Source organism: Streptomyces sp. NPDC001351 (assembly GCF_042896045.1).
Classification (GTDB): Bacteria; Actinomycetota; Actinomycetes; order Streptomycetales; family Streptomycetaceae; genus Streptomyces.
Genome location: NZ_JBIAWS010000016.1, coordinates 35541 through 54025 on the forward strand (window position 1 = coordinate 35541; position 18485 = coordinate 54025).

Sequence of the window (18485 nt, forward strand, 5' to 3'; positions counted from 1 at the left end):
GCCCGCACGCCGCACCGCGAGGGGCCCGGACCGGGAGCGCCACACAGCCAATGAGTACGGACGATCGACTGACCCACATCGACGACGCGGGCGCCGCCCGCATGGTCGACGTGTCCGGCAAGGACGTGACCGCGCGCACCGCCCGCGCCAGCGGACGCGTCCTCGTCTCGCCCCGAGTGGTCGAGCTGCTGCGCGGCGAGGGGGTCCCCAAGGGCGACGCCCTCGCCACCGCGCGCATCGCGGGCATCATGGGCGCCAAGCGCACCCCGGACCTGATCCCGCTCTGTCACCCGTTGTCGGTGTCCGGTGTGAAACTGGACCTGTCGGTCGCGGACGACGCCGTCGAGATCCTGGCCACCGTCAGGACCACGGACCGCACGGGCGTCGAGATGGAGGCCCTCACCGCCGTCTCCGTCGCCGCACTCACGGTGATCGACATGGTCAAGGCGGTCGACAAGGGAGCGGTCATCACAGACGTACGGGTGGAGGAGAAGACGGGCGGCAAGTCGGGCGACTGGAGCCGGACATGACGTATCGCGCTCTGGTCGTCACTGCCTCGAACAGGGCGGCCGCCGGTGTCTACGAGGACAAGGGCGGCCCGCTGATCGCCGACGGCCTGAAGGGCTTCGGCTTCGCCGTGGACGGACCGCAGGTCGTGCCCGACGGGGACCCGGTCCAGGCCGCCCTGCGCGCCGCCGTCGACGCCGGCTACGACGTGATCGTGACCACCGGCGGCACCGGCCTTTCGCCCACCGACCGCACGCCCGAGGCGACGCGCGCGGTGATCGACCACGAGGTGCCGGGCATCGCCGAGGCCATCAGGGCGTTCGGACGGGACAAGGTGCCCACCGCCGCGCTCTCCCGGGGTCTGGCCGGAGTGGCGGGAAGCACGCTGATCGTCAATCTGCCGGGCTCCACCGGCGGGGTGAAGGACGGCCTGGCCGTCCTGGAACCCGTCCTGGTCCACGCCGTCGACCAGATCCGCGGCGGCGACCACCCCAGACCCGGCTCCACCACTGGGGGTGCGAGCTGAACAGCCCATCCTGGCCCGTCGTGCTGACGGACGGCGACATCGTCCTGAGGCCGATAAAGCTGCGCGACCAGCGGGCCTGGCGCGAGGTCAACCGCCGCAACCGGGACTGGCTGCGCCCCTGGGAGGCGACCATTCCGCCGCCCACTCCGAGCGGGCCGATCGCGCACCGGCCGACCTACCGTCAGATGGTCCGGCACCTGCGGTCCGAAGCGAACTCCGGCCGGATGCTGCCGTTCGTCATCGAGTACCAGGGGCGTCTGGTCGGGCAGTTGACGGTCGCCGGAATCACCTGGGGCTCCATGTGCTCGGGCCACATCGGCTACTGGGTGGACGAGTCGGTGGCCGGACGCGGAGTGATGCCGACCGCGGTGGCGCTTGTCGTGGACCACTGTTTCCGCACCGTCGGACTGCACCGCATCGAGGTCTGCATTCGCCCCGAGAACGGGCCGAGCCGCCGGGTCGTGGAGAAACTCGGATTCCGCGAGGAGGGCCTCAGACCGCGTTATCTCCACATCGACGGAGCTTGGCGCGACCACCTCGTCTTCGCGCTCACCGCGGAAGAGGTACCCGACGGGTTGCTGAGCCGCTGGCAGCGGGCACGTACTCGGGGGAATCCCGCATAACCCGGGAAGCCGGAAGCACGGGAAGCCCGGGAATTGAATACATGTTCGAAATTGATCGAGCGGCGACCGTCTCAAGGCGCTAAATTCACGCCCCCGGTGGGGTGCTGATCGCATCGGTCACAAAAAAAGTTCGAAATATCAGCCAGATCGTGCGACACACCGGCTCAATTGGCAGATGGCCTCACGCAAACCCCTCTACCGTGTGAGGCGTGAGCAGCAGCGGCCTCATCTACGCAGTCATTGTCGGGGCCTGGGCCGCCTACTTGGTGCCGATGTGGCTCCGTAGGCAGGACGAGCTGAACGAGGCCCGTCCGACGGAACGCTTCAGCACCGCCATCCGGCTGCTGTCCGGACGGGCGGGAATGGAGCGCCGGTACGCCAAGGACCTGCAGGCGCGCTCCACCGAAGAGGGGGAGTCCAGCGCCGGTCGTCCGGACGTCGTCACCGACTCGGTGGACGTCCGGGCCTTCGCCATGCCTCCGAACCGTCCCCAGGCGCGTGCGGACGTACCCGTACAGGCACAGGCGCCAGGGCGCGCGCAACCCGCGCGGGAACAGGCGGAAGCCCCGGCGCCCGCACCGGCCCCCGTCCCGGCGCGGAAGCGGGTGCCCGCGGCCCGGCGTTCCCCCTCGGAGGAAGCCGCCCTGGCGCGCGCCCGGCGAATGAAGGCGCTCGCGCGGCGCCGGCGCACCACCGTGATGCTCTTCATCGCGTTCACGCTCGGCGCGATCGTCGCCGCGGTCGGGGGGCTCGCGTTCCTGTGGGCGCCCGGCGTGCCCGCCGTGCTGCTCAGCGCGTACATCGCGTACCTGCGCTCCCAGGAGCGCCGCCGGTTCGCCTACCAGATGGACCGGCGCCGCGCCGAGGACGCCGCCGAGCGGCTCCGCGAGCGCGCCCGCCAGCCGCGCCGCCGCACGGCCGCCGCCGAAGCGGACGCCGGTGAATCGGACGAGGGACCTGCGCAGGACACCGACCCTGGCCTGTCCGCGCTCGCCGCCGACCGGCGTGCCCTCGTCGAGCAGACCGACCACGCCGAGTGGGTGGACCAGCAGCGCGAGCGGCAGCGGCGGCCCGGGCACGGGGACAGCTGGGACCCGGTGCCTGTGCCGCTGCCGACCTATGTGACCGCGCCGGTCGCTCCGCGGGCCACCGCGGACGTCGATCTCGGGGCGCCGGACACCTGGAGCTCGGCGCGGTCGGGCTCCGTGGCCCGGGGTCAGGAGACGCCGGCCGCCGAGACCGCGGAACCGGGCACGGCCGCCCCCGCGGAGGACAAGGGGGACGACGACGGGCGCAGTGACGCCCGCCGGGCGGCTTCCGCGCGGCGGGCCCGGGAGCGGGGGCGTACACCGCTGTTCGACCAGTACGAGGACGGCGAGCGGCCCCGCGCCGCCAACGAGTAGCCCCCCGACCTGTGCCGCTGCCCCGGCGGCAGGCCAGGAACGGATTTCCGAGCACCCGGATCGGGGTGCTAGAGTTTCACTCGTTGCAAGGGCCTGTGGCGCAGTCCGGTAGCGCACCTCGTTCGCATCGAGGGGGCCAGGGGTTCAAATCCCCTCAGGTCCACCGCAACAACTGGTCAGGGAAACCTGAGGCAGTTGATGAGATCCCGTCCGATCGGAAGATCGGGCGGGATCTTTGTTGTGCCTGACGTTCTGTCAGGCAGGCCCCTCACAGGTCCTTCGCGAAGCACCGGCTGCTGTCGTAGTGCCGGTAGTAGCCGAACTTCGCACAGGGCTCGTAGCCGCTGGATGTGTACAGGGCGATGGCCTCCGGCTGCTTCGTTCCCGTCTCCAGGACCATCCGCAGCCGGCCGGCCGCGCGGGCGTCCTCCTCCAGGGCGGCCAGGATGCGCCGGGCGAGCCCGCGGCCGCGCGCCGACTCCACCACGTACATCCGCTTGACCTCGGCGTCGCCGTCGAGGTTGCCCTCGCCGTTGGTGTCCTGGGCGCGCCAGCCGCCCGTGGCCACGGGGGAGTCGTTCTCGTCGTAGGCGATGAAGTACACGCCGTTCGGCGGCTCGAAGTCCGTCGGGTCCAGGGATGTGGCGTCCCCGCCGTCGCCGTAGCGCACGTGGTACTCCGCCTGGACCTCGTCGTTCAGCTTGACGGCGTCCGGATGGTCGAAGGAGACACGACGTATATTCATGTGATGTATCGTACACCTATGCGTGGAGGGGGTCCGGTCGCGATCCAGTGTGCCGGTATCGTTCCGGCGTGCTCACTGTGACCTCCGTCAATGTCAATGGACTGCGCGCCGCCGCGAAGAAGGGCTTCGTGGAGTGGCTCGCCGGCACCTCCGCCGATGTGCTCTGCCTGCAGGAGGTGCGTGCCGAGCCGCAGCAGCTGCCCGAGCACGTGCGCACGCCCGACGGCTGGCATGTCGTGCATGCGCCGGCCGCCGCCAAGGGCCGCGCCGGTGTCTCCCTCTACACCCGCCGCGAGCCCGACCGCATCCAGGTCGGCTTCGGCGCCGCGGAGTTCGAGACCAGCGGACGCTATGTCGAGGTCGACCTGCCGGGTGTCACGGTCGCCTCCCTCTACCTCCCCTCCGGCGAGGTCGGCACCGAGCGCCAGGACGAGAAGATCCGCTTCATGGGCGAGTTCCTCGTCTATCTGAAGGCCTTGCGGGAGCGCGCCGCCGCCGGTGGACGCGAAGTCGTCGTCTGCGGCGACTGGAACATCGCCCACCAGCCGGCCGATCTCAAGAACTGGCGCGGGAACCAGAAGAACTCCGGGTTCCTGCCGGAGGAGCGGGCGTGGCTCACCCAGGTCTTCGACCCCGAGGACGGAGGCTACGTCGACGTCGTGCGCGCCCTGCATCCTGATGTGGAAGGGCCGTACACCTGGTGGTCGTACCGGGGGCGGGCCTTCGACAACGATTCGGGTTGGAGGATCGACCTCGCCGTCGCGACCCCTGGGCTGGCCGCCCGGACCGTCAAGGCGGTCGTGGAGCGGGCGGCCACGCATGCGGAGCGGTGGTCGGACCACGCCCCGGTGACGGTGACCTTCGAGATGTGAGGCCCCGGCGGCCTCACGCCGGCATGTGCTGCAGTGGCAGCTCGATGACGGCGTAGGCGATCGCGGAGAAGGCCAGCGCGGTGAGCAGCGTCAGAGCCCGTTCCCTGTGCTGACGTGCCATCAGCAGCGGGATCGCGACCAGGAGTGCCGCACAGGTCCAGGCCTGCGGGGCGTAGTGGAGGACCCACGCGTACTGGATGGACTCCATGCCGAACACGCCCGAAAGCGCGGCCAGTGCGACGACACGGCGGCCTGTGGTGCGTCCGTGCCGCCACCACGCCCCCGCGGCACCGAACAGCGGGCCGCTGATCAGCGCCATCGCCAGCCACACCAGCGGCCAGAACGGACTGCCCATGCCGCTGCGGCCGAATTCGGCGTAGCCGTAGTAGCCGACGACCAGACCGATCGTCGTGCACAGGCCGGCGAGCACCGGCTTGCGCAGCGCCGGGTGCCCGCCGGCCACCAGCGCGCCGGCGGCGAACGCCGGGACGCACCACACCGCGCCGGAGTTGGCGATCTGGTTCGAGGCGCCTGGCAACACGCCCTGGGCGAGGTTGGTGAGAATGCCGAGGCCGACTCCTGCCAGTGGCGCGGATATCCACCACCGGTCCGGCCCGAGGATCGGGCGGATGGCTGTGCTGAGCGTCATGGACGCGACTATACACGGCGTCTATACGCAGTGTGTATAGCTGGCCGTCGCGCGTCGGAGGGGGATCCCGAGGGGTGCTATCCCCGCTTGCGCAGCCGCCGGTCCAGCGCCAGTGAAAGTTCCGCCTCCACCACGCTCCGGGCCAGGGGGCGCAGGCGCTGGAGGTCGTTCTCGCCGGCGTAGCGCAGGACCAGCTCCGCGAACATCTCCGCCAGGTCGTCCACGTGCTCGCGGACGCGGGCACCCGCCTTCAGGACCTCCGCGAGCGGGATGCCCTCGCCGACCAGGGCCGAGGAGACGTCCAGGAGGCGGCGGCTGATGTGGACGATCTCGTCGCCGTCGGTGCCGAGGTAGCCGAGGTCCAGGGCGGCGGCGAGGTTCTCGGGGGTGACCTGGCCCTCGAAGCGGGCGGCGAGTTCCTCGGGGGTGAGGCGGACCGGTTCCTCCTCGGTCGGCTCGATGCCCAGGAGGTCGGCGACGTCCCGGCCGTGGTCGAGGGCCTCCGCCAGTTCCGCGATGCCGGTGAGGGTGTGGCCGCGTTCCAGCAGCGCCGCGATCGTGTGCAGCCGGGCCAGGTGATGGTCGTCGTACCAGGCGATACGGCCCTCGCGGCGGGGCGGCGGGATCAGTTTGCGTTCTCGGTAGAAGCGCAGGGTGCGTACGGTGATGCCGGCCAGGCGGGCCAGTTCCTCCATGCGGTATTCGCGCTTCTCGGTCACGAAGGCAGCCTATGTTGTACCGCCAGTAACATTCCTGCGCTCCCACCCCTACCCATCGGTACGGAGCTGCTCTACAGTCCCATTGCGCCAGTGTTCACTGGCGGAGTCGCGGGAGGAAGGGCGTCGGCATGGCTGAGCGGGAGCATGTGCGGGTGGCGGTGATCGGGTCCGGGTTCGGCGGGCTCGGGGCCGCCGTGCGGCTGCGGCGCGAGGGCGTCACCGACTTCGTCGTCCTGGAGCGGGCCGGCAGCGTGGGCGGCACCTGGCGCGACAACAGCTACCCGGGGTGCGCCTGCGACGTGCCCTCCCATCTCTACTCCTTCTCCTTCGCGCCCCATCCCGACTGGCCGCGCACCTTCTCCGGGCAGGAGCACATCCGCGCCTACCTGGAGCATGTGACGGACGTCTTCCACCTGCGGCCCCACATCCGCTTCGACTCCGAAGTGAAGTTGATGACCTGGGACGGCGAGAAGCTGCGGTGGGACATCGAGACCAGCAGCGGGTCGCTGTCCGCCGATGTCATCGTCTCCGCGACCGGCCCCCTCTCCGACCCGAAGATCCCCGAGATCCCCGGGCTCGACACCTTCCCCGGCAAGGTCTTCCACTCCGCGCGCTGGGACCACGAATACGACCTGCGCGGCAAGCGCGTCGCCATGGTGGGGACGGGCGCCTCCGCCATCCAGATCGTGCCCGCCATCCAGCCCGAGGTCGGCCGGCTGACCCTCTTCCAGCGCACCCCGCCCTGGGTCATGCCGCGTGTCGACCGCGCCATCAGCGGCGCCGAGCGGGCCCTGCACCGCGCGCTGCCCTTCACCGCGCAGGCCCGCCGCGGACTGCTGTGGGGGATCCGGGAGCTGCAGGTCCAGGCGTTCACCAAGCATCCCAATGAGCTCGGGTTCGTCGAGCAGTTGGCCAAGCGGAACATGGCGCGGGCCATCAAGGACCCGGCCCTGCGCGCCAAGCTCACCCCCGACTACCGCATCGGCTGCAAGAGGATCCTGCTGAGCAGCACCTACTACCCGGCGCTCGCCCGGCCCAATGTGGACGTCGTGGCCAGTGGGCTGAGTGAGATCCGCGGGTCGACCGTCGTCGCCGCCGACGGGAGCGAGGCCGAGGTCGACGCGATCATCTTCGGTACGGGGTTCCATGTCACCGACATGCCGATCGCCGAGCGGGTGGTCGGTGCGGAGGGCAAGACCCTCGCCGAGGCCTGGAAGGGCGGGATGGAGTCCCTGCGAGGCGCGTCCGCCGCCGGGTTCCCCAACTGGATGACCATCATCGGGCCCAACACCGGCCTCGGGAACTCGTCGATGATCCTGATGATCGAGTCCCAGCTCAACTACATGGCCGACTTCCTGCGGCAGTTGGACGTTCTCGGCGGCCGTGCCGCCCTGGATGCCCGGCCGAGCGCCGTCGCCGCCTGGAACCACCGGGTGCAGGAGCGCATGAAGCGAACGGTGTGGAACACCGGCGGCTGCACCAGCTGGTACCTCGACCCGAGCGGTCGCAACACCACCATCTGGCCGGGTACGACGACCGAGTTCCGGCGGGCCACGCGACAGGTGGATCTCGCCGAGTACGAACTGCTCCGGGCGCCCGCCGAGCAGAAGGCGGAGGTGGACGCGTGAGCCGCCTCATGCACGTCAAGTCCGGGCCGTACGCCCCGCCCACGCCCGTCCGCGAACTCGTCGCCGTCTCCGCCGACGGCGCCCGGCTGCACGTGGAGGTGCACGGACCCGAGAACGCGCCCGCCGTCGTCCTCGCCCACGGCTGGACCTGCTCCACCGCCTTCTGGGCCGCGCAGATACGGGACCTCGCCGCCGACCACCGCGTCATCGCCTACGACCAGCGCGGCCACGGACGCAGTCCGGCGAGCCCGGCGTGCAGCCCGGAAGCCCTCGCCGACGACCTCGAAGCCGTACTGGAGGCGACCCTCGCGCCGGGCGAGAAGGCCGTGATCGCCGGGCACTCCATGGGCGGTATGACGGTGATGGCGGCAGCGACGAGAAAGAGCTTCCGGGAGCATGCGGCGGCCGTACTGCTGTGCAGCACGGGCTCCTCGCGGCTGGTGGCCGAGTCGACCGTCGTACCCCTCGGGCCCGGGCGGCTGCGGACCTGGCTCACCCAGCACATCCTGGGGGCGCGGGCGCCGCTCGGACCGGTCACGCCCCTCGCACGCCGGATCCTCAAGTACGGGACGATGGGGCCGGCTTCGGCGCCGCACATGGTGGAGGCGTGCGCGCGGATCGTGCACGCCTGTCCGCGCAAGGTGCGCCACGCCTGGTCGCAGGTGCTCGCTCTGCTCGATCTCGACCACGGCGTACGGGAGTTGAGGGTGCCGACGGTCGTCGTCGTCGGGACGGCGGACCGGCTCACCCCGCCCGTGCAGGCGCGGGCGCTGGTGGCCGCGCTGCCCAACTGCGTGGGCAGCACCGAGCTGCCGGGCCTCGGCCATATGACCCCGGTGGAGGCGCCGGAGCTGGTCAGCGGCCGTATCCGGGAGCTTGTGACGACGTACGCAACGATCAAGGAGGGCGCATGAGCAAGGTCAGCCTCGAAGGACAGGTCGCCGTCGTCACGGGCGCCGCGCGCGGTGTCGGCGAGCTGCTGGCGCGGAAGCTGTCGGCGCGGGGGGCCAAGGTGGCGCTGGTCGGGCTGGAGCCGGACGCCCTCAAGCAGGTCTCCGAGCGGCTGCACAGCGACAGCGACCACTGGTACGCCGATGTGACGGACCATGAGGCGATGGCGCGGGTGGCGCGGGAGGTCAAGGAGCGGTTCGGGAAGGTCGACATCGTCGTGGCGAACGCCGGTGTCGCGACCGGCGGTCCCTTCGTCGACTCGGACCCCGAGGCCTGGCGGCGGGTGATCGAGGTGAATCTCATCGGGTCCGCGGTGACTGCCCGTGCCTTCCTGCCGGTTCTGATGGAGAGCCGCGGCTATCTCCTGCAGATCGCGTCCCTCGCGGCGATCACTCCCGCGCCGATGATGACCGCGTACTGCGCCTCCAAGTCCGGTGTGGAGGCGTACGCGCACAGTCTGCGCGCCGAGGTCGGCTACAAGGGCGTACGGGTCGGGGTCGGGTATCTGTCGTGGACCGACACCGACATGGTGCGGGGCGCCGACCAGGACGAGGTGATGCGGGAGCTGCGGCAGCGGCTGCCGTGGCCGTCCAACAAGACGTATCCGCTGGGGCCGGCCGTCGACCGGATCGTCGCCGGGATCGAGCGGCGTTCGAGCCATGTGTACGGGCAGTGGTGGCTGCGCGGGATGCAGGGCGTGCGGGGGTATCTGCCGGGGCTCATCGGGACGGTGGGGCAGCGGGAGATGCGGCGGTTCGGGTCACGGTTGGAGGGCATGCGCTCGGGTCTCGTCGGTGCAGGTGGGGCGGCCGACGAGGAAGCCCGCGCTACGCACCGTAGTTGATCGAAATGCGCTCCGTGGTGGGCCGTGTGAATCTGGTCGAGGCCCGGTCAAGGGCCTTCCCCCGACCCACTACGGGAGTGAACCCACATGGGTATGAAGGACAAGTTCCAGGACCAGTCGCAGCAGTGGCAGGAGCAGGCCAAGCAGAAGGCCCAGCAGTCCCGCGAGCACGGTCAGCAGCGCGGCCAGCAGCCGCAGCGCGGCAAGCCGGGCGAGCGCATGCGCGACGAGGAGACGGAGCGGTTGCAGCGCGAGGAGCAGGACCGCTTCGACCAGGACTATGACGTCTGACGTCGACGTCCTGAAGAACTGACGGGAAAGGGTGCCCCTGACGAGGGGCACCCTTTCTCACTTCGTCCTGGGCGGGAGCTTCGGGCGTGAGCGGTCCGGGACGTTGCTGTGGTCCGGAGGGGTTGCCGGAGGGTTGGTCTCCAGCAACTGCACCGCCAGCTGGACCGCGTCGTCCAGTTGGGCGTGGCGGCCCTCCGCCCAGTCCAGGGGGGTGCGGAGGATTTCCAGGTCCGGGGTGACGCCCTTGTTCTCCACGGTCCAGCCGTAGGCGTCGAACCAGGCCGCGTTCATCGGGACGGTGATGACCGTGCCGTCGCCGAGGCGGTGGCGGCCGGTCATGCCGACCACTCCGCCCCAGGTGCGCTGGCCGATGACGGGGCCGAGCTTGAGGAGCTTGATGGCGGCCGTGATCATGTCGCCGTCGGAGGAGGTCGCCTCGTCGGCCAGGGCCACCACCGGGCCGCGGGGCGCGTTGGAGGCGTACGAGACCGGCTGGGCGTCGCGGGTGAGGTCCCAGCCCAGGATCGTGCGGGACAGTTTCTCGACGACGAGTTCGCTGATGTGGCCGCCCGCGTTGCCGCGTACGTCGACGATCAGGGCGGGCCTCGACACCTCCATCCGCAGGTCCCTGTTGAACTGGGCCCAGCCCGAGCCGCCCATGTCCGGGATGTGCAGATAGCCGCAGCGGCCGCCGCTCAACTCCCGTACGACGGCGCGGCGCTTGGCCACCCAGTCCTGGTAGCGCAGGGGGCGTTCGTCGGTCAGGGGGACCACGGCCACGCGGCGCGAGCGGCCCGCCTCGCCCTCGGCGGCGGTGAAGGTCAGCTCGACCGTCGTGCCGCCGGCGCCCGCCAGCAGCGGGTACGGTCCGGTCAGCGGGTCCACCGGGCGGCCGTCGACGTGGGTCAGTACGGCGCCCTCCCTGATGCCCGTGCCCGCCAGCGGTGAGCGGGCCTTGGAGTCCGAGGACTCGCCCGGGAGGATCCGTTTCACCACCCAGCCCTCCTGTCTGCGGACGAAGTTGGCGCCGAGCAGGCCCTGGAGGCGCTGGTAGTGGGGCGGGCCCTCGTTGCGGCGGGCGGCGGTGACGTAGGCGTGCGAGGTGCCCAGTTCGCCGAGCACTTCGCGCAGGAGGTCCGCGAACTCGTCCGGGGACGCGACCCGTTCGACCAGCGGGCGGTACTGGTCCAGCACCGCCTCCCAGTCGATGCCGCACATCCCGGGGTCCCAGAAGTACGCGCGGATGAGACGGCCGGCCTCCTCGTACGACTGGCGCCACTCGGCGGCCGGGTCGACCTCGTGCAGGATGCGGCGCAGGTCGATCCAGACCGTCGTGTCGCCGTCGCCGGACTCGGAGGAGGGGACGGCCCGCAGGTCGCCCTCGTCGACCACGACCAGTCGGGTGCCGTCGCCGCTGAGCGCGAACCAGTCGAGATGCTCCAGGAGTTCGGACTTCTTCGCCTTGCTGATGTTGAAGTGTTCGAGGGTCGGGCGGCCGGTGGTGTCGTCCGGGTTGGCGAACGTCTCGCCGAGCGCCCCCGAGATCGGCCAGCGCAGCCAGACCAGGCCGCCGCCCGCCACGGGGTACAGCGCCGAGTACTTGGAGGCGGTGACCGGGAAGGGGGTGACCCGGTTCTCCAGCCCTTCGATCTCGACGGTGACCGCGGCGCCGTCGCCGCCCTCCTCCTCGTCCTCCACGGGGTCGAGGCCCCCGGCGGCCGGCCGGCCCTCCGGGGTCAGGGCGAAGGGGGAGGGGGTCGCGGAGGACAGGGGGACCAGGTACGGGCGGCAGCCGAGCGGGAAGGACAGGTCCCCGGTATGGACGTCGTACACCGGGTCGAAGCCGCGCCAGGACAGGAAGGCGAGATAGCGGCCGTCCCTGGTGAACACCGGGTTCTCGTCCTCGAAGCGCCCGTTGGTCACGTCGACGATGAAATGGTCCTTTATGCGCGCCATCTTGATCTGCCGCAGGGAGCGGCCGATCCCCGGGTGGGACCAGGTCAGCCAGGCGCCGTCCGGTGAGAAGGCGAGGTCGCGCACCGGCCCGTTGACCGAGTGGATCAGCTCGGTCACCTCGCCGTTCGAGTCCTCCGTGGCATCGAGGAGCAGGAGCCGGCCGTCGTGCGAGGCGAGGGCGAGGCGCTCGCCCTGCGGGTCGGCCACCATCTCGAGGACGCGTCCGAGGGAGCCGGAGGCCAGTCGGCGCGGCTCGCGGTCGCCGGTCGCCCGCGGCAGGTAGGCGATCTCGACGGCGTCCTCGCCCTCCGCGTCCGTCACATAGGCGACCTGGCCGGTCGAGCCGAGCATCTCCGGGAGACGGACCCGTACGCCCGGGGTGTCGGTGATCGTGCGCGCCGGGCCGTCCCGGTGGGTCAGCCAGTACAGGCTGCCGCGTACGACGACGGCGCTCGCGCGGCCCGTCTCGTCGACCGAGATGCCGTCGACGTGCTGGGCGGCCGGGACCTGGTACGTGCGCCGGCCCGCGCGCGGACCGCTCAGCCGTACGTCCAGGCGGCGCGGTCCGGAGTCGGCGGCCAGGTCGTCGACGATCCACAGATCGCCGGCGCACTGGTACACCACCCGGGTGCCGTCGCTCGACGCATGGCGGGCGTAGAAGGCGTCGTGGTCGGTGTGGCGGCGCAGGTCGGAGCCGTCGTAGGCGCAGGAGTAGAGGTTGCCGATGCCTTCGTGGTCGGAGAGGAAGGCGATCCGGCCGCCGACGAACATCGGGGAGTGCAGATGGCCCTCCAGGTCGGCAAGGAGGCGCTCGCCGTGCAGCCAGAGGCGGCCCATGGCGCCCCCGCGGTAGCGCTTCCAGGCGGCGGGTTCGTGGGGCGGGGTGCCGGTCAGGAGGAGGGTCTTGCGCTCACCCTCGATGTCGGCGACCTGGATGTCGGAGACCGGGCCCCAGGGGAGCTTGCGGCCGGGGTCGCCGTCGGGGGAGACCTTGTAGGCCCAGGTGAAGTACGAGAAGGGCTCGCCGTGGGAGGCGACGGCGAGGATGGTGCCCCCGCTGTCCCCTTGGGAGGGTGTCCAGCCGCAGACCTGGGTGTCCGCGGAACCCCAGTAGGTGAGCTGCCGGCCCGGCCCGCCGTCCACCGGGACGGTGTGGATCTCGGGGACCAGGCTGCGCCAGCTCGTGTACGCGATGGTGCTCCCGTCCGGGGAGAAACGGGGGTGGCCGAGCTTCGTACGGTCGACGGTGAGGCGCCAGGCGCGGCCCGGGCCGTCCAGGGGCGAGAGCCAGAGGTCGTCCTCGGCCACGAAGCACAACAGGTCACCGCTGAGATGGGGCAGGCGCAGATAGCTCACCTCCCCATGCTTTTCCGCCGGATGTGGCCGGGCAACTCGTGGGAACTCACGGATCCTTCACCTACGTGAGCCACCGCACGTACGAAACTGTTTCGTTTCGCATGTGTACAGGGTATCTTCATGAACGTACGAAGCAGCGCCAAGGCGGCGCGTCCCGAGCGGGAAGGTGAGTGGCATGACTGAGGTCGCAACGGCGCGTCGCAGTCGGATCACGCCCGAGCGTGAGGCCGAGTTGTACGAGGCCGTGCTCGACCTGCTCCGGGAGGTGGGCTACGACGCCGTCACCATGGACGCCGTCGCGGCCCGCACCAAGTCCAGCAAGGCCACGCTCTACCGCCAGTGGGGCGGCAAGGCCGAGCTGGTCGCGAAGGCGGTGCGGCACCGCAAGCCGGGCGGTCTGGCTCTCGGCGAGCTCGACACCGGGTCCCTCCGGGGCGATCTGCACGCCCTCACGATGCGGTCGGACGACTGCGAGATGGAGCAGAACTCCGCGTTGATGCGGGGTCTGGCCATGGCGATCCACAGCAATCCGGACCTCCTGAAGGCGTTCAAGGAGCATCTGATCGAGCCGGAGATGGCGGAGTTCCGCCGTGTCGTGCAGCGTGCGATCGACCGGGGCGAGGTCCGCGCGGACAACCCCGCGGTCGACTACATGATCCACATGATGATCGGCGGGTTCGCCGCCCGCACGATGATCGACGAGCAGCCGCCGACGCAGGACTACCTCCTTTCGTACATCGACGCAGTCGTCCTCCCCGCCCTCTGCGCCTGACACCTCCCCGCACTTCCTCGCCCGCCTGACGTCACCGCTCAAGTCGTCGGGACGATCACCCCTGCCTCCCCGCCGGGTGGTCACCCCTGCCCTGAAACACCCACGACCTGACCGGGAGTACGCCTCCGTGGCCACGTTCCTCTACAAACTCGGCCGATTCGCCTTCAGGCGACGGCACTTCGTCGCCCTGTTCTGGGTGGCGCTGCTGACCCTCGCGGGAGTCGGCGCCGCCCATGCGCCCGCCGCGGGCTCCACCTCCTTCTCGATACCCGGCACCGAGGCGCAGAAGGCCTTCGACCTGCTGGAACAGCGCTTCCCCGGGATGAGCGCCGACGGCGCGACCGGACGGGTCGTCTTCAAGGCGCCCGCGGGCGAGAAGATGACCGACGCCGCCAACAGGGCGACCGTCGAGAAGACGGTGAAGGAGCTGGCCGACGGCTCCGAGGTGGTCTCCGTCGCCGACCCCTACCAGGCGCACGCCGTCAGCAAGAACGGCACGGTCGCCTATGCGTCCGTGAAGTACAAGGTCTCCGGCATGGAGCTCAAGCAGGCCTCCCGGGACGCCCTGAAGGAGGCCGCGCAGGATGCGCGCCACGCCGGGCTGACCGTCGAGATCGGCGGTGACGCGCTGCAGGCCGGGGCCGAGCCGGGAGCCGCCGGTGAGGTCGTGGGCCTCGCCATCGCCGCGGTCGTCCTCGTCATCACCCTGGGCTCACTGGTCGCGGCCGGACTGCCGCTGCTGACAGCCATCATCGGTGTCGGTATCGGCGTCTCGACCATCACCGTCCTGGCCAAGGCGCTCGACCTGGGCGACACCACGTCCACCCTCGCCCTGATGATCGGTCTCGCGGTCGGCATCGACTACGCGCTGTTCATCGTCTCCCGCTACCGCAGCGAACTGGCCGAGGGCCGTGACCGCGAGGAGGCCGTCGGACGGGCCGCCGGGACCGCGGGCTCGGCGGTGGTCTTCGCGGGCCTCACGGTCGTGATCGCACTCGCGGGGCTCTCGGTCGTCAACGTGCCGATGCTGACGAAGATGGGCCTCGCGGCGGCGGGCACGGTCGTCGTGGCCGTCCTCATCGCGCTGACCATGATCCCGGCGCTGCTCGGATACGCGGGCAGGAAGGTCAAGGCGGCCGGTGAGAAGCGCCGGGGGAGCGCGGCCGGCACCCCCGTCAAGCCCGGTCTGGGCGCCCGCTGGGCGAGCTTCGTCATCCGCCGTCCGGCCGCCGTGCTGCTGCTCGGCGTGGTCGGCCTCGGCACGATCGCGGTCCCGGCCACCCAGCTGGAGCTCGGCCTGCCCGACGACGGCTCGCAGCCGACGTCCACGACGCAGCGCCGCGCCTACGACCTCCTCTCGGAGGGCTTCGGGCCCGGCTTCAACGGCCCCCTGATGATCGTCGTGGACGCCAAGGACAGCGACTCCCCCAAGGCGGCGGCCGACAAGGTGACCGACGGGATCAAGGGCCTGGGGGACGTGGCCACGGTGACCCCGGCGGTGTTCAACAAGGCCGGCGACACGGCGACGATCACCGTCGTCCCCGGCTCGAAGCCGTCCTCCGTGCAGACCGAGGACCTGGTGCACGCCATCCGTGACCAGGGCGGCGAGATCAAGGCCGACACGGGTGCGAAGGTGCTGGTCACCGGCGCCACCGCGATGAACATCGACTTCTCGCAGAAGCTCAACGACGCCCTGATCCCGTATCTGGGCCTGGTGGTGGGCCTCGCCTTCCTGCTGCTGATCGCGGTCTTCCGCTCCGTCCTGGTCCCGCTGAAGGCGGCCCTCGGCTTCCTGCTGAGCGTGCTCGCCGCGCTCGGTGCCGTGGTCGCGGTCTTCCAGTGGGGGTGGCTCGGCGGCCTGCTGGGCGTCGAGCAGACCGGCCCGATCATGTCGATGATGCCGATCTTCATGGTGGGCGTGGTCTTCGGACTCGCCATGGACTACGAGGTGTTCCTCGTGACCCGGATGCGCGAGGCGTACGTCCACGGTGAGACGCCGGGCCAGGCCGTGGTGACGGGCTTCCGGCACAGCGCGCGGGTCGTGGCGGCCGCCGCGGCCATCATGATCGCGGTTTTCGGAGGCTTCATCACCTCCAGCGAATCCATGATCAAGATGATCGGTTTCGGCCTCGCGATCGCCGTCTTCTTCGACGCGTTCGTCGTGCGGATGGCGATCGTCCCGGCGGTCCTCGGCCTGCTCGGCAAGAAGGCCTGGTGGCTGCCGAAGTGGCTGGACCGGGCGGTGCCGAACGTGGACGTCGAGGGCGAGGGCCTCAAGGCCCTCGGCGGCGGCGACGCGAGGGACAGCGACCCCGACGAGGACCGGGAGCTGGTACGGGCCTGACGCTCCGGCCACCGGGCGCCGCAGGCGCCGGGCGATTGTCAGTGGCGCCGCCTAACGTGGCGGCATGACCACTCTTCAGGAACGCCCCCACACCGCCCTGCTGGTGATCGACGTCCAGCGGGGCGTCGTGGAGTCCGCGCACGAGCGGGACGCCGTCGTCGCCACCATCGCCGCCCTGGTCGACAAGGCCCGCGCCGCGGACGTGCCGGTCGTCTGGGTCCAGCACTCCGACGAGGGACTCGAGAAGGGCAGCGAGGACTGGCAGTACGTCCCCGAACTGCCACGCCGCGACGCGGAACCGCTGGTGCACAAGAACTACGGCGACTCCTTCGAGGGCACGGACCTGGAGCAGGTCCTCGCCGCGGCCGGAGTCGGCCATCTCGTCGTGACGGGCGCGGAGACGGACGCCTGCATACGCTCCACGATCCACGGCGCGTTCGTACGGGGCTACGACGTCACGCTGGTCGCCGACGCGCACACCACGAACGACAACAGCAAGTGGGGAGCCCCGCCGCCGGACCAGGTCATCGCCCACACGAACCTGTACTGGCGGTACCACTCGGCACCGGGACGCACGGCGGCGGTGACGGAGGCGAAGCAGGTGACGTTCGGGGGCTGACGGGGGGCTTCCTCCACCGCCCTGCGGCCCGTCGCCTGCCCCCACCGGTTGCTACACCTGCGTCATGTTCGGGCGTGGCGCCGGACGGTGGTGGGCGGCGGGGCCCTCCGCGAAGGCGTGCAGGAGGTTCTCCGTGGTGCGGGTGACGAAGGCGCGGGTGCGGGCGTCCATACCGTGGTCCCGGCCCCCGTCGGGGGTTTCGGCCATCAGCGCCTCCACCCACCGCATGGTGCCGGTCGCGAAGACTCCGGCGCCGCTGTGCGCGGTGTAGTACGCCGAGTCGCTGCTGCTGCGAACGCCGTTGCACACCACAGGGGAATGGGCCGTTATCTCCAGGGGTTCGGGGACGGGCGCACCCGGGGTGACCCGGTCGTACTCCACACCGACCAGATGGTCGAAGCCGTCACCGGGGCGTACGCCCGTCCCCTCGTACAGCCAGTGGTCCGCCGCGTGGACGACATAGGGGGCGTCCACCGGGTAACCCTCGTAGAGCACGCCCGTCAGCGAGGACTCCGGGTCGGCCCCCGGGGCCTGGCGGAAGTCCGTGGTCACCTGGGAGGGATCGGTGGCGTAACGGGGATCGGCCCGGAAGGCGGACTTGTAGCAGACCATCGTGCGCTCGGGACCCGTTCCGTCCCCCTCCAGGCGGATCCGGCGAAAGCAGGTGTTGGCCCCCAGGAAGGCCAGGTTGGTGCCCGCGTCACGGGCCTGGGTGATGTGCCGGCGCTGCTCGGGCGTCCAGTACTCGTCGTGGCCGAGGCAGATGACAGCGGTCGCGCCGTGCAGCACCTGCGGGTCGCGGTGGACGTCCATCCCGGTGGTGTACGCGAGGGGGATTCCGAGCCGTTCGGCGAGGACCACCGCCGCCCGCTCGTACACCATGAACTTCTCCGCGCCGTCGGAGTCGTAGGGCCGGTCGAAGCTCACGGCGAGGGACCGAGTGGCGTACTCCCCGGACAGGCCCTCGTAGAGGCTGTAACCGCCCCATCGGTTGTACGCCTGCCAGGTGGTCGGCGCGTGCATCAGCACCGTCCGGCCCGTGCTCTGCACGGAGCGCACGATCAGCGGGACGTAACGCTGGTGGCCGTCCTCCGTGTCGAGGCGCAGCAGGTACGCGCCCTCCGGCCAGTGCGCCGTCCCGAAACTCAGGCTGCGCTGCCAGTCCGCGCGGACCGTGCGGGTCCCGGACAGCAGATACGGCTCCGGCTGGACGCTGCCCGGTATCCGCCCGGACGACCAGACGAGCCGTGCCTCGGCCCCGCCGTACCAGCCGACGCGGAAGGCCGAGACACGGAAGGACGGGGCGGTCGTGGAGACATACAGACCGCACTCCTCACCCGGTGTCACGCTCACGCGGTCGGCATACCCCACGACGGCCGCCGCCGGACCCAGCGAGCGGATACGCCAGTCGGGTGTCCCCGGGCGGTCCCGTTCCGCCTCCGGCCGGTGCGCGGCCGCCGCCGCCCGGGTGCCGTGGACGGCATGCGAACGGTCGCAGGCACCGGCCGCCGCCGAGACGAGCCCGGCGCACGCACACGCCTCCAGGAAGGTCCTACGGCGCAGCGCCGAGCCGTCCTCCGTCCCGTGCCGCGGTGTTTCCCGTCTCTCGGGGCCCACATCGCCTCCCGTGTGTGCGCGCTCGCGGAGAGTCCGACCTGGAAACAGCCTGCAACGGCGCGG

The 18485-nt window shown here is 70.9% G+C and carries 17 protein-coding genes and 1 tRNA gene; 13 read left to right on the plus strand and 5 right to left on the minus strand.

Annotated features, from left to right (window positions below; genetic code table 11):
- The first annotated feature begins 50 nt into the window (after positions 1-50).
- From moaC to ACFY1U_RS41200, 5 genes are all read left to right on the plus strand, one after another.
- Positions 51-530, plus strand: a complete 480-nt coding sequence (gene moaC, locus ACFY1U_RS41180) for a cyclic pyranopterin monophosphate synthase MoaC (RefSeq protein WP_390699167.1) — start codon at positions 51-53, stop codon at positions 528-530.
- On the plus strand, positions 527-1033 hold the full coding sequence (locus ACFY1U_RS41185; protein WP_390699168.1) for a molybdenum cofactor biosynthesis protein B: 507 nt from the start codon (positions 527-529) through the stop codon (positions 1031-1033). Before moaC ends, ACFY1U_RS41185 begins: the two co-directional genes overlap by 4 nt.
- Positions 1034-1053: 20 nt before the next feature.
- Positions 1054-1656: a GNAT family N-acetyltransferase gene (locus tag ACFY1U_RS41190; RefSeq protein ID WP_390699169.1), complete on the plus strand. Its 603-nt coding sequence runs from the start codon at positions 1054-1056 to the stop codon at positions 1654-1656.
- Between the two features lie 209 nt (positions 1657-1865).
- A complete protein-coding gene (gene glpR, locus ACFY1U_RS41195) occupies positions 1866-3059 on the plus strand; it encodes a gephyrin-like molybdotransferase receptor GlpR (protein ID WP_390699170.1) in 1194 nt (397 codons plus the stop codon).
- Between the two features lie 89 nt (positions 3060-3148).
- Positions 3149-3222: transfer RNA gene (locus ACFY1U_RS41200), tRNA-Ala, on the plus strand.
- A 105-nt stretch (positions 3223-3327) separates the two neighbouring features.
- Here ACFY1U_RS41200 and ACFY1U_RS41205 read toward each other — a convergent pair.
- Complete coding sequence (locus ACFY1U_RS41205; RefSeq protein ID WP_390699171.1) at positions 3328-3804, minus strand: GNAT family N-acetyltransferase; 477 nt, start codon at positions 3802-3804, stop codon at positions 3328-3330.
- A gap of 47 nt (positions 3805-3851) precedes the next feature.
- Here ACFY1U_RS41205 and ACFY1U_RS41210 point away from each other — a divergent pair, with 47 nt between their 5' ends.
- Positions 3852-4676 carry an exodeoxyribonuclease III gene (locus ACFY1U_RS41210; RefSeq protein WP_390699172.1) on the plus strand — a complete coding sequence of 275 codons (825 nt, stop codon included), beginning with the start codon at positions 3852-3854 and terminating at the stop codon, positions 4674-4676.
- Between the two features lie 13 nt (positions 4677-4689).
- Here the strand turns inward: ACFY1U_RS41210 and ACFY1U_RS41215 are convergent, their stop codons facing one another.
- Entirely contained in the window at positions 4690-5325 is a 636-nt protein-coding gene (locus ACFY1U_RS41215) for a DUF6518 family protein (RefSeq protein WP_390699173.1), read from the minus strand.
- Positions 5326-5402: 77 nt separating this feature from the next.
- Positions 5403-6044, minus strand: a complete 642-nt coding sequence (locus tag ACFY1U_RS41220) for a MerR family transcriptional regulator (protein WP_390699174.1) — start codon at positions 6042-6044, stop codon at positions 5403-5405.
- A 128-nt stretch (positions 6045-6172) separates the two neighbouring features.
- Here ACFY1U_RS41220 and ACFY1U_RS41225 point away from each other — a divergent pair, with 128 nt between their 5' ends.
- The 4 genes from ACFY1U_RS41225 to ACFY1U_RS41240 all read left to right on the plus strand — a co-directional run bounded on the left by ACFY1U_RS41225 (position 6173) and on the right by ACFY1U_RS41240 (position 9758).
- Positions 6173-7672 (plus strand): flavin-containing monooxygenase, encoded by a 1500-nt coding sequence (locus tag ACFY1U_RS41225; RefSeq protein ID WP_390699175.1) that lies wholly within the window; start codon positions 6173-6175, stop codon positions 7670-7672.
- Entirely contained in the window at positions 7669-8586 is a 918-nt protein-coding gene (locus tag ACFY1U_RS41230; RefSeq protein WP_390699176.1) for an alpha/beta fold hydrolase, read from the plus strand. The genes ACFY1U_RS41225 and ACFY1U_RS41230 overlap by 4 nt, the downstream gene beginning before the upstream one ends.
- On the plus strand, positions 8583-9467 hold the full coding sequence (locus ACFY1U_RS41235) for an SDR family oxidoreductase (protein WP_351473763.1): 885 nt from the start codon (positions 8583-8585) through the stop codon (positions 9465-9467). The genes ACFY1U_RS41230 and ACFY1U_RS41235 overlap by 4 nt, the downstream gene beginning before the upstream one ends.
- A gap of 87 nt (positions 9468-9554) precedes the next feature.
- Positions 9555-9758 carry a hypothetical protein gene (locus tag ACFY1U_RS41240; RefSeq protein ID WP_390699177.1) on the plus strand — a complete coding sequence of 68 codons (204 nt, stop codon included), beginning with the start codon at positions 9555-9557 and terminating at the stop codon, positions 9756-9758.
- Between the two features lie 57 nt (positions 9759-9815).
- On the opposite strand, the gene ACFY1U_RS41245 is transcribed toward ACFY1U_RS41240, so the two are convergent.
- Complete coding sequence (locus ACFY1U_RS41245) at positions 9816-13070, minus strand: S41 family peptidase (protein ID WP_390699178.1); 3255 nt, start codon at positions 13068-13070, stop codon at positions 9816-9818.
- Between the two features lie 175 nt (positions 13071-13245).
- On the opposite strand from ACFY1U_RS41245, the gene ACFY1U_RS41250 reads away from it, so the two are divergent.
- The 3 genes from ACFY1U_RS41250 to ACFY1U_RS41260 all read left to right on the plus strand — a co-directional run bounded on the left by ACFY1U_RS41250 (position 13246) and on the right by ACFY1U_RS41260 (position 16805).
- Positions 13246-13842 carry a TetR/AcrR family transcriptional regulator gene (locus ACFY1U_RS41250; protein ID WP_390699179.1) on the plus strand — a complete coding sequence of 199 codons (597 nt, stop codon included), beginning with the start codon at positions 13246-13248 and terminating at the stop codon, positions 13840-13842.
- Between the two features lie 127 nt (positions 13843-13969).
- Complete coding sequence (locus ACFY1U_RS41255) at positions 13970-16186, plus strand: MMPL family transporter (RefSeq protein WP_390699180.1); 2217 nt, start codon at positions 13970-13972, stop codon at positions 16184-16186.
- Positions 16187-16250: 64 nt separating this feature from the next.
- The gene (locus ACFY1U_RS41260) at positions 16251-16805 is read left to right on the plus strand and encodes a cysteine hydrolase family protein (RefSeq protein ID WP_390699181.1); all 555 of its coding nucleotides are present in this window, start codon (positions 16251-16253) and stop codon (positions 16803-16805) included.
- A 51-nt stretch (positions 16806-16856) separates the two neighbouring features.
- Here the strand turns inward: ACFY1U_RS41260 and ACFY1U_RS41265 are convergent, their stop codons facing one another.
- A complete protein-coding gene (locus ACFY1U_RS41265; protein ID WP_390699182.1) occupies positions 16857-18422 on the minus strand; it encodes a N,N-dimethylformamidase beta subunit family domain-containing protein in 1566 nt (521 codons plus the stop codon).
- Positions 18423-18485 lie beyond the last annotated feature (63 nt).

Bases quoted from the DNA above. Each gene is read 5' to 3' on its own strand.
- moaC (WP_390699167.1), top strand. From the start codon at position 51: ATGAGTACGGACGATCGACTGACCCACATCGACGACGCGGGCGCCGCC.
- ACFY1U_RS41185 (WP_390699168.1), top strand. From the start codon at position 527: ATGACGTATCGCGCTCTGGTCGTCACTGCCTCGAACAGGGCGGCCGCC.
- ACFY1U_RS41205 (WP_390699171.1), bottom strand. From the start codon at position 3,804: ATGAATATACGTCGTGTCTCCTTCGACCATCCGGACGCCGTCAAGCTG.
- ACFY1U_RS41215 (WP_390699173.1), bottom strand. From the start codon at position 5,325: ATGACGCTCAGCACAGCCATCCGCCCGATCCTCGGGCCGGACCGGTGG.
- ACFY1U_RS41225 (WP_390699175.1), top strand. From the start codon at position 6,173: ATGGCTGAGCGGGAGCATGTGCGGGTGGCGGTGATCGGGTCCGGGTTC.
- ACFY1U_RS41235 (WP_351473763.1), top strand. From the start codon at position 8,583: ATGAGCAAGGTCAGCCTCGAAGGACAGGTCGCCGTCGTCACGGGCGCC.
- ACFY1U_RS41240 (WP_390699177.1), top strand. From the start codon at position 9,555: ATGGGTATGAAGGACAAGTTCCAGGACCAGTCGCAGCAGTGGCAGGAG.
- ACFY1U_RS41250 (WP_390699179.1), top strand. From the start codon at position 13,246: ATGACTGAGGTCGCAACGGCGCGTCGCAGTCGGATCACGCCCGAGCGT.
- ACFY1U_RS41260 (WP_390699181.1), top strand. From the start codon at position 16,251: ATGACCACTCTTCAGGAACGCCCCCACACCGCCCTGCTGGTGATCGAC.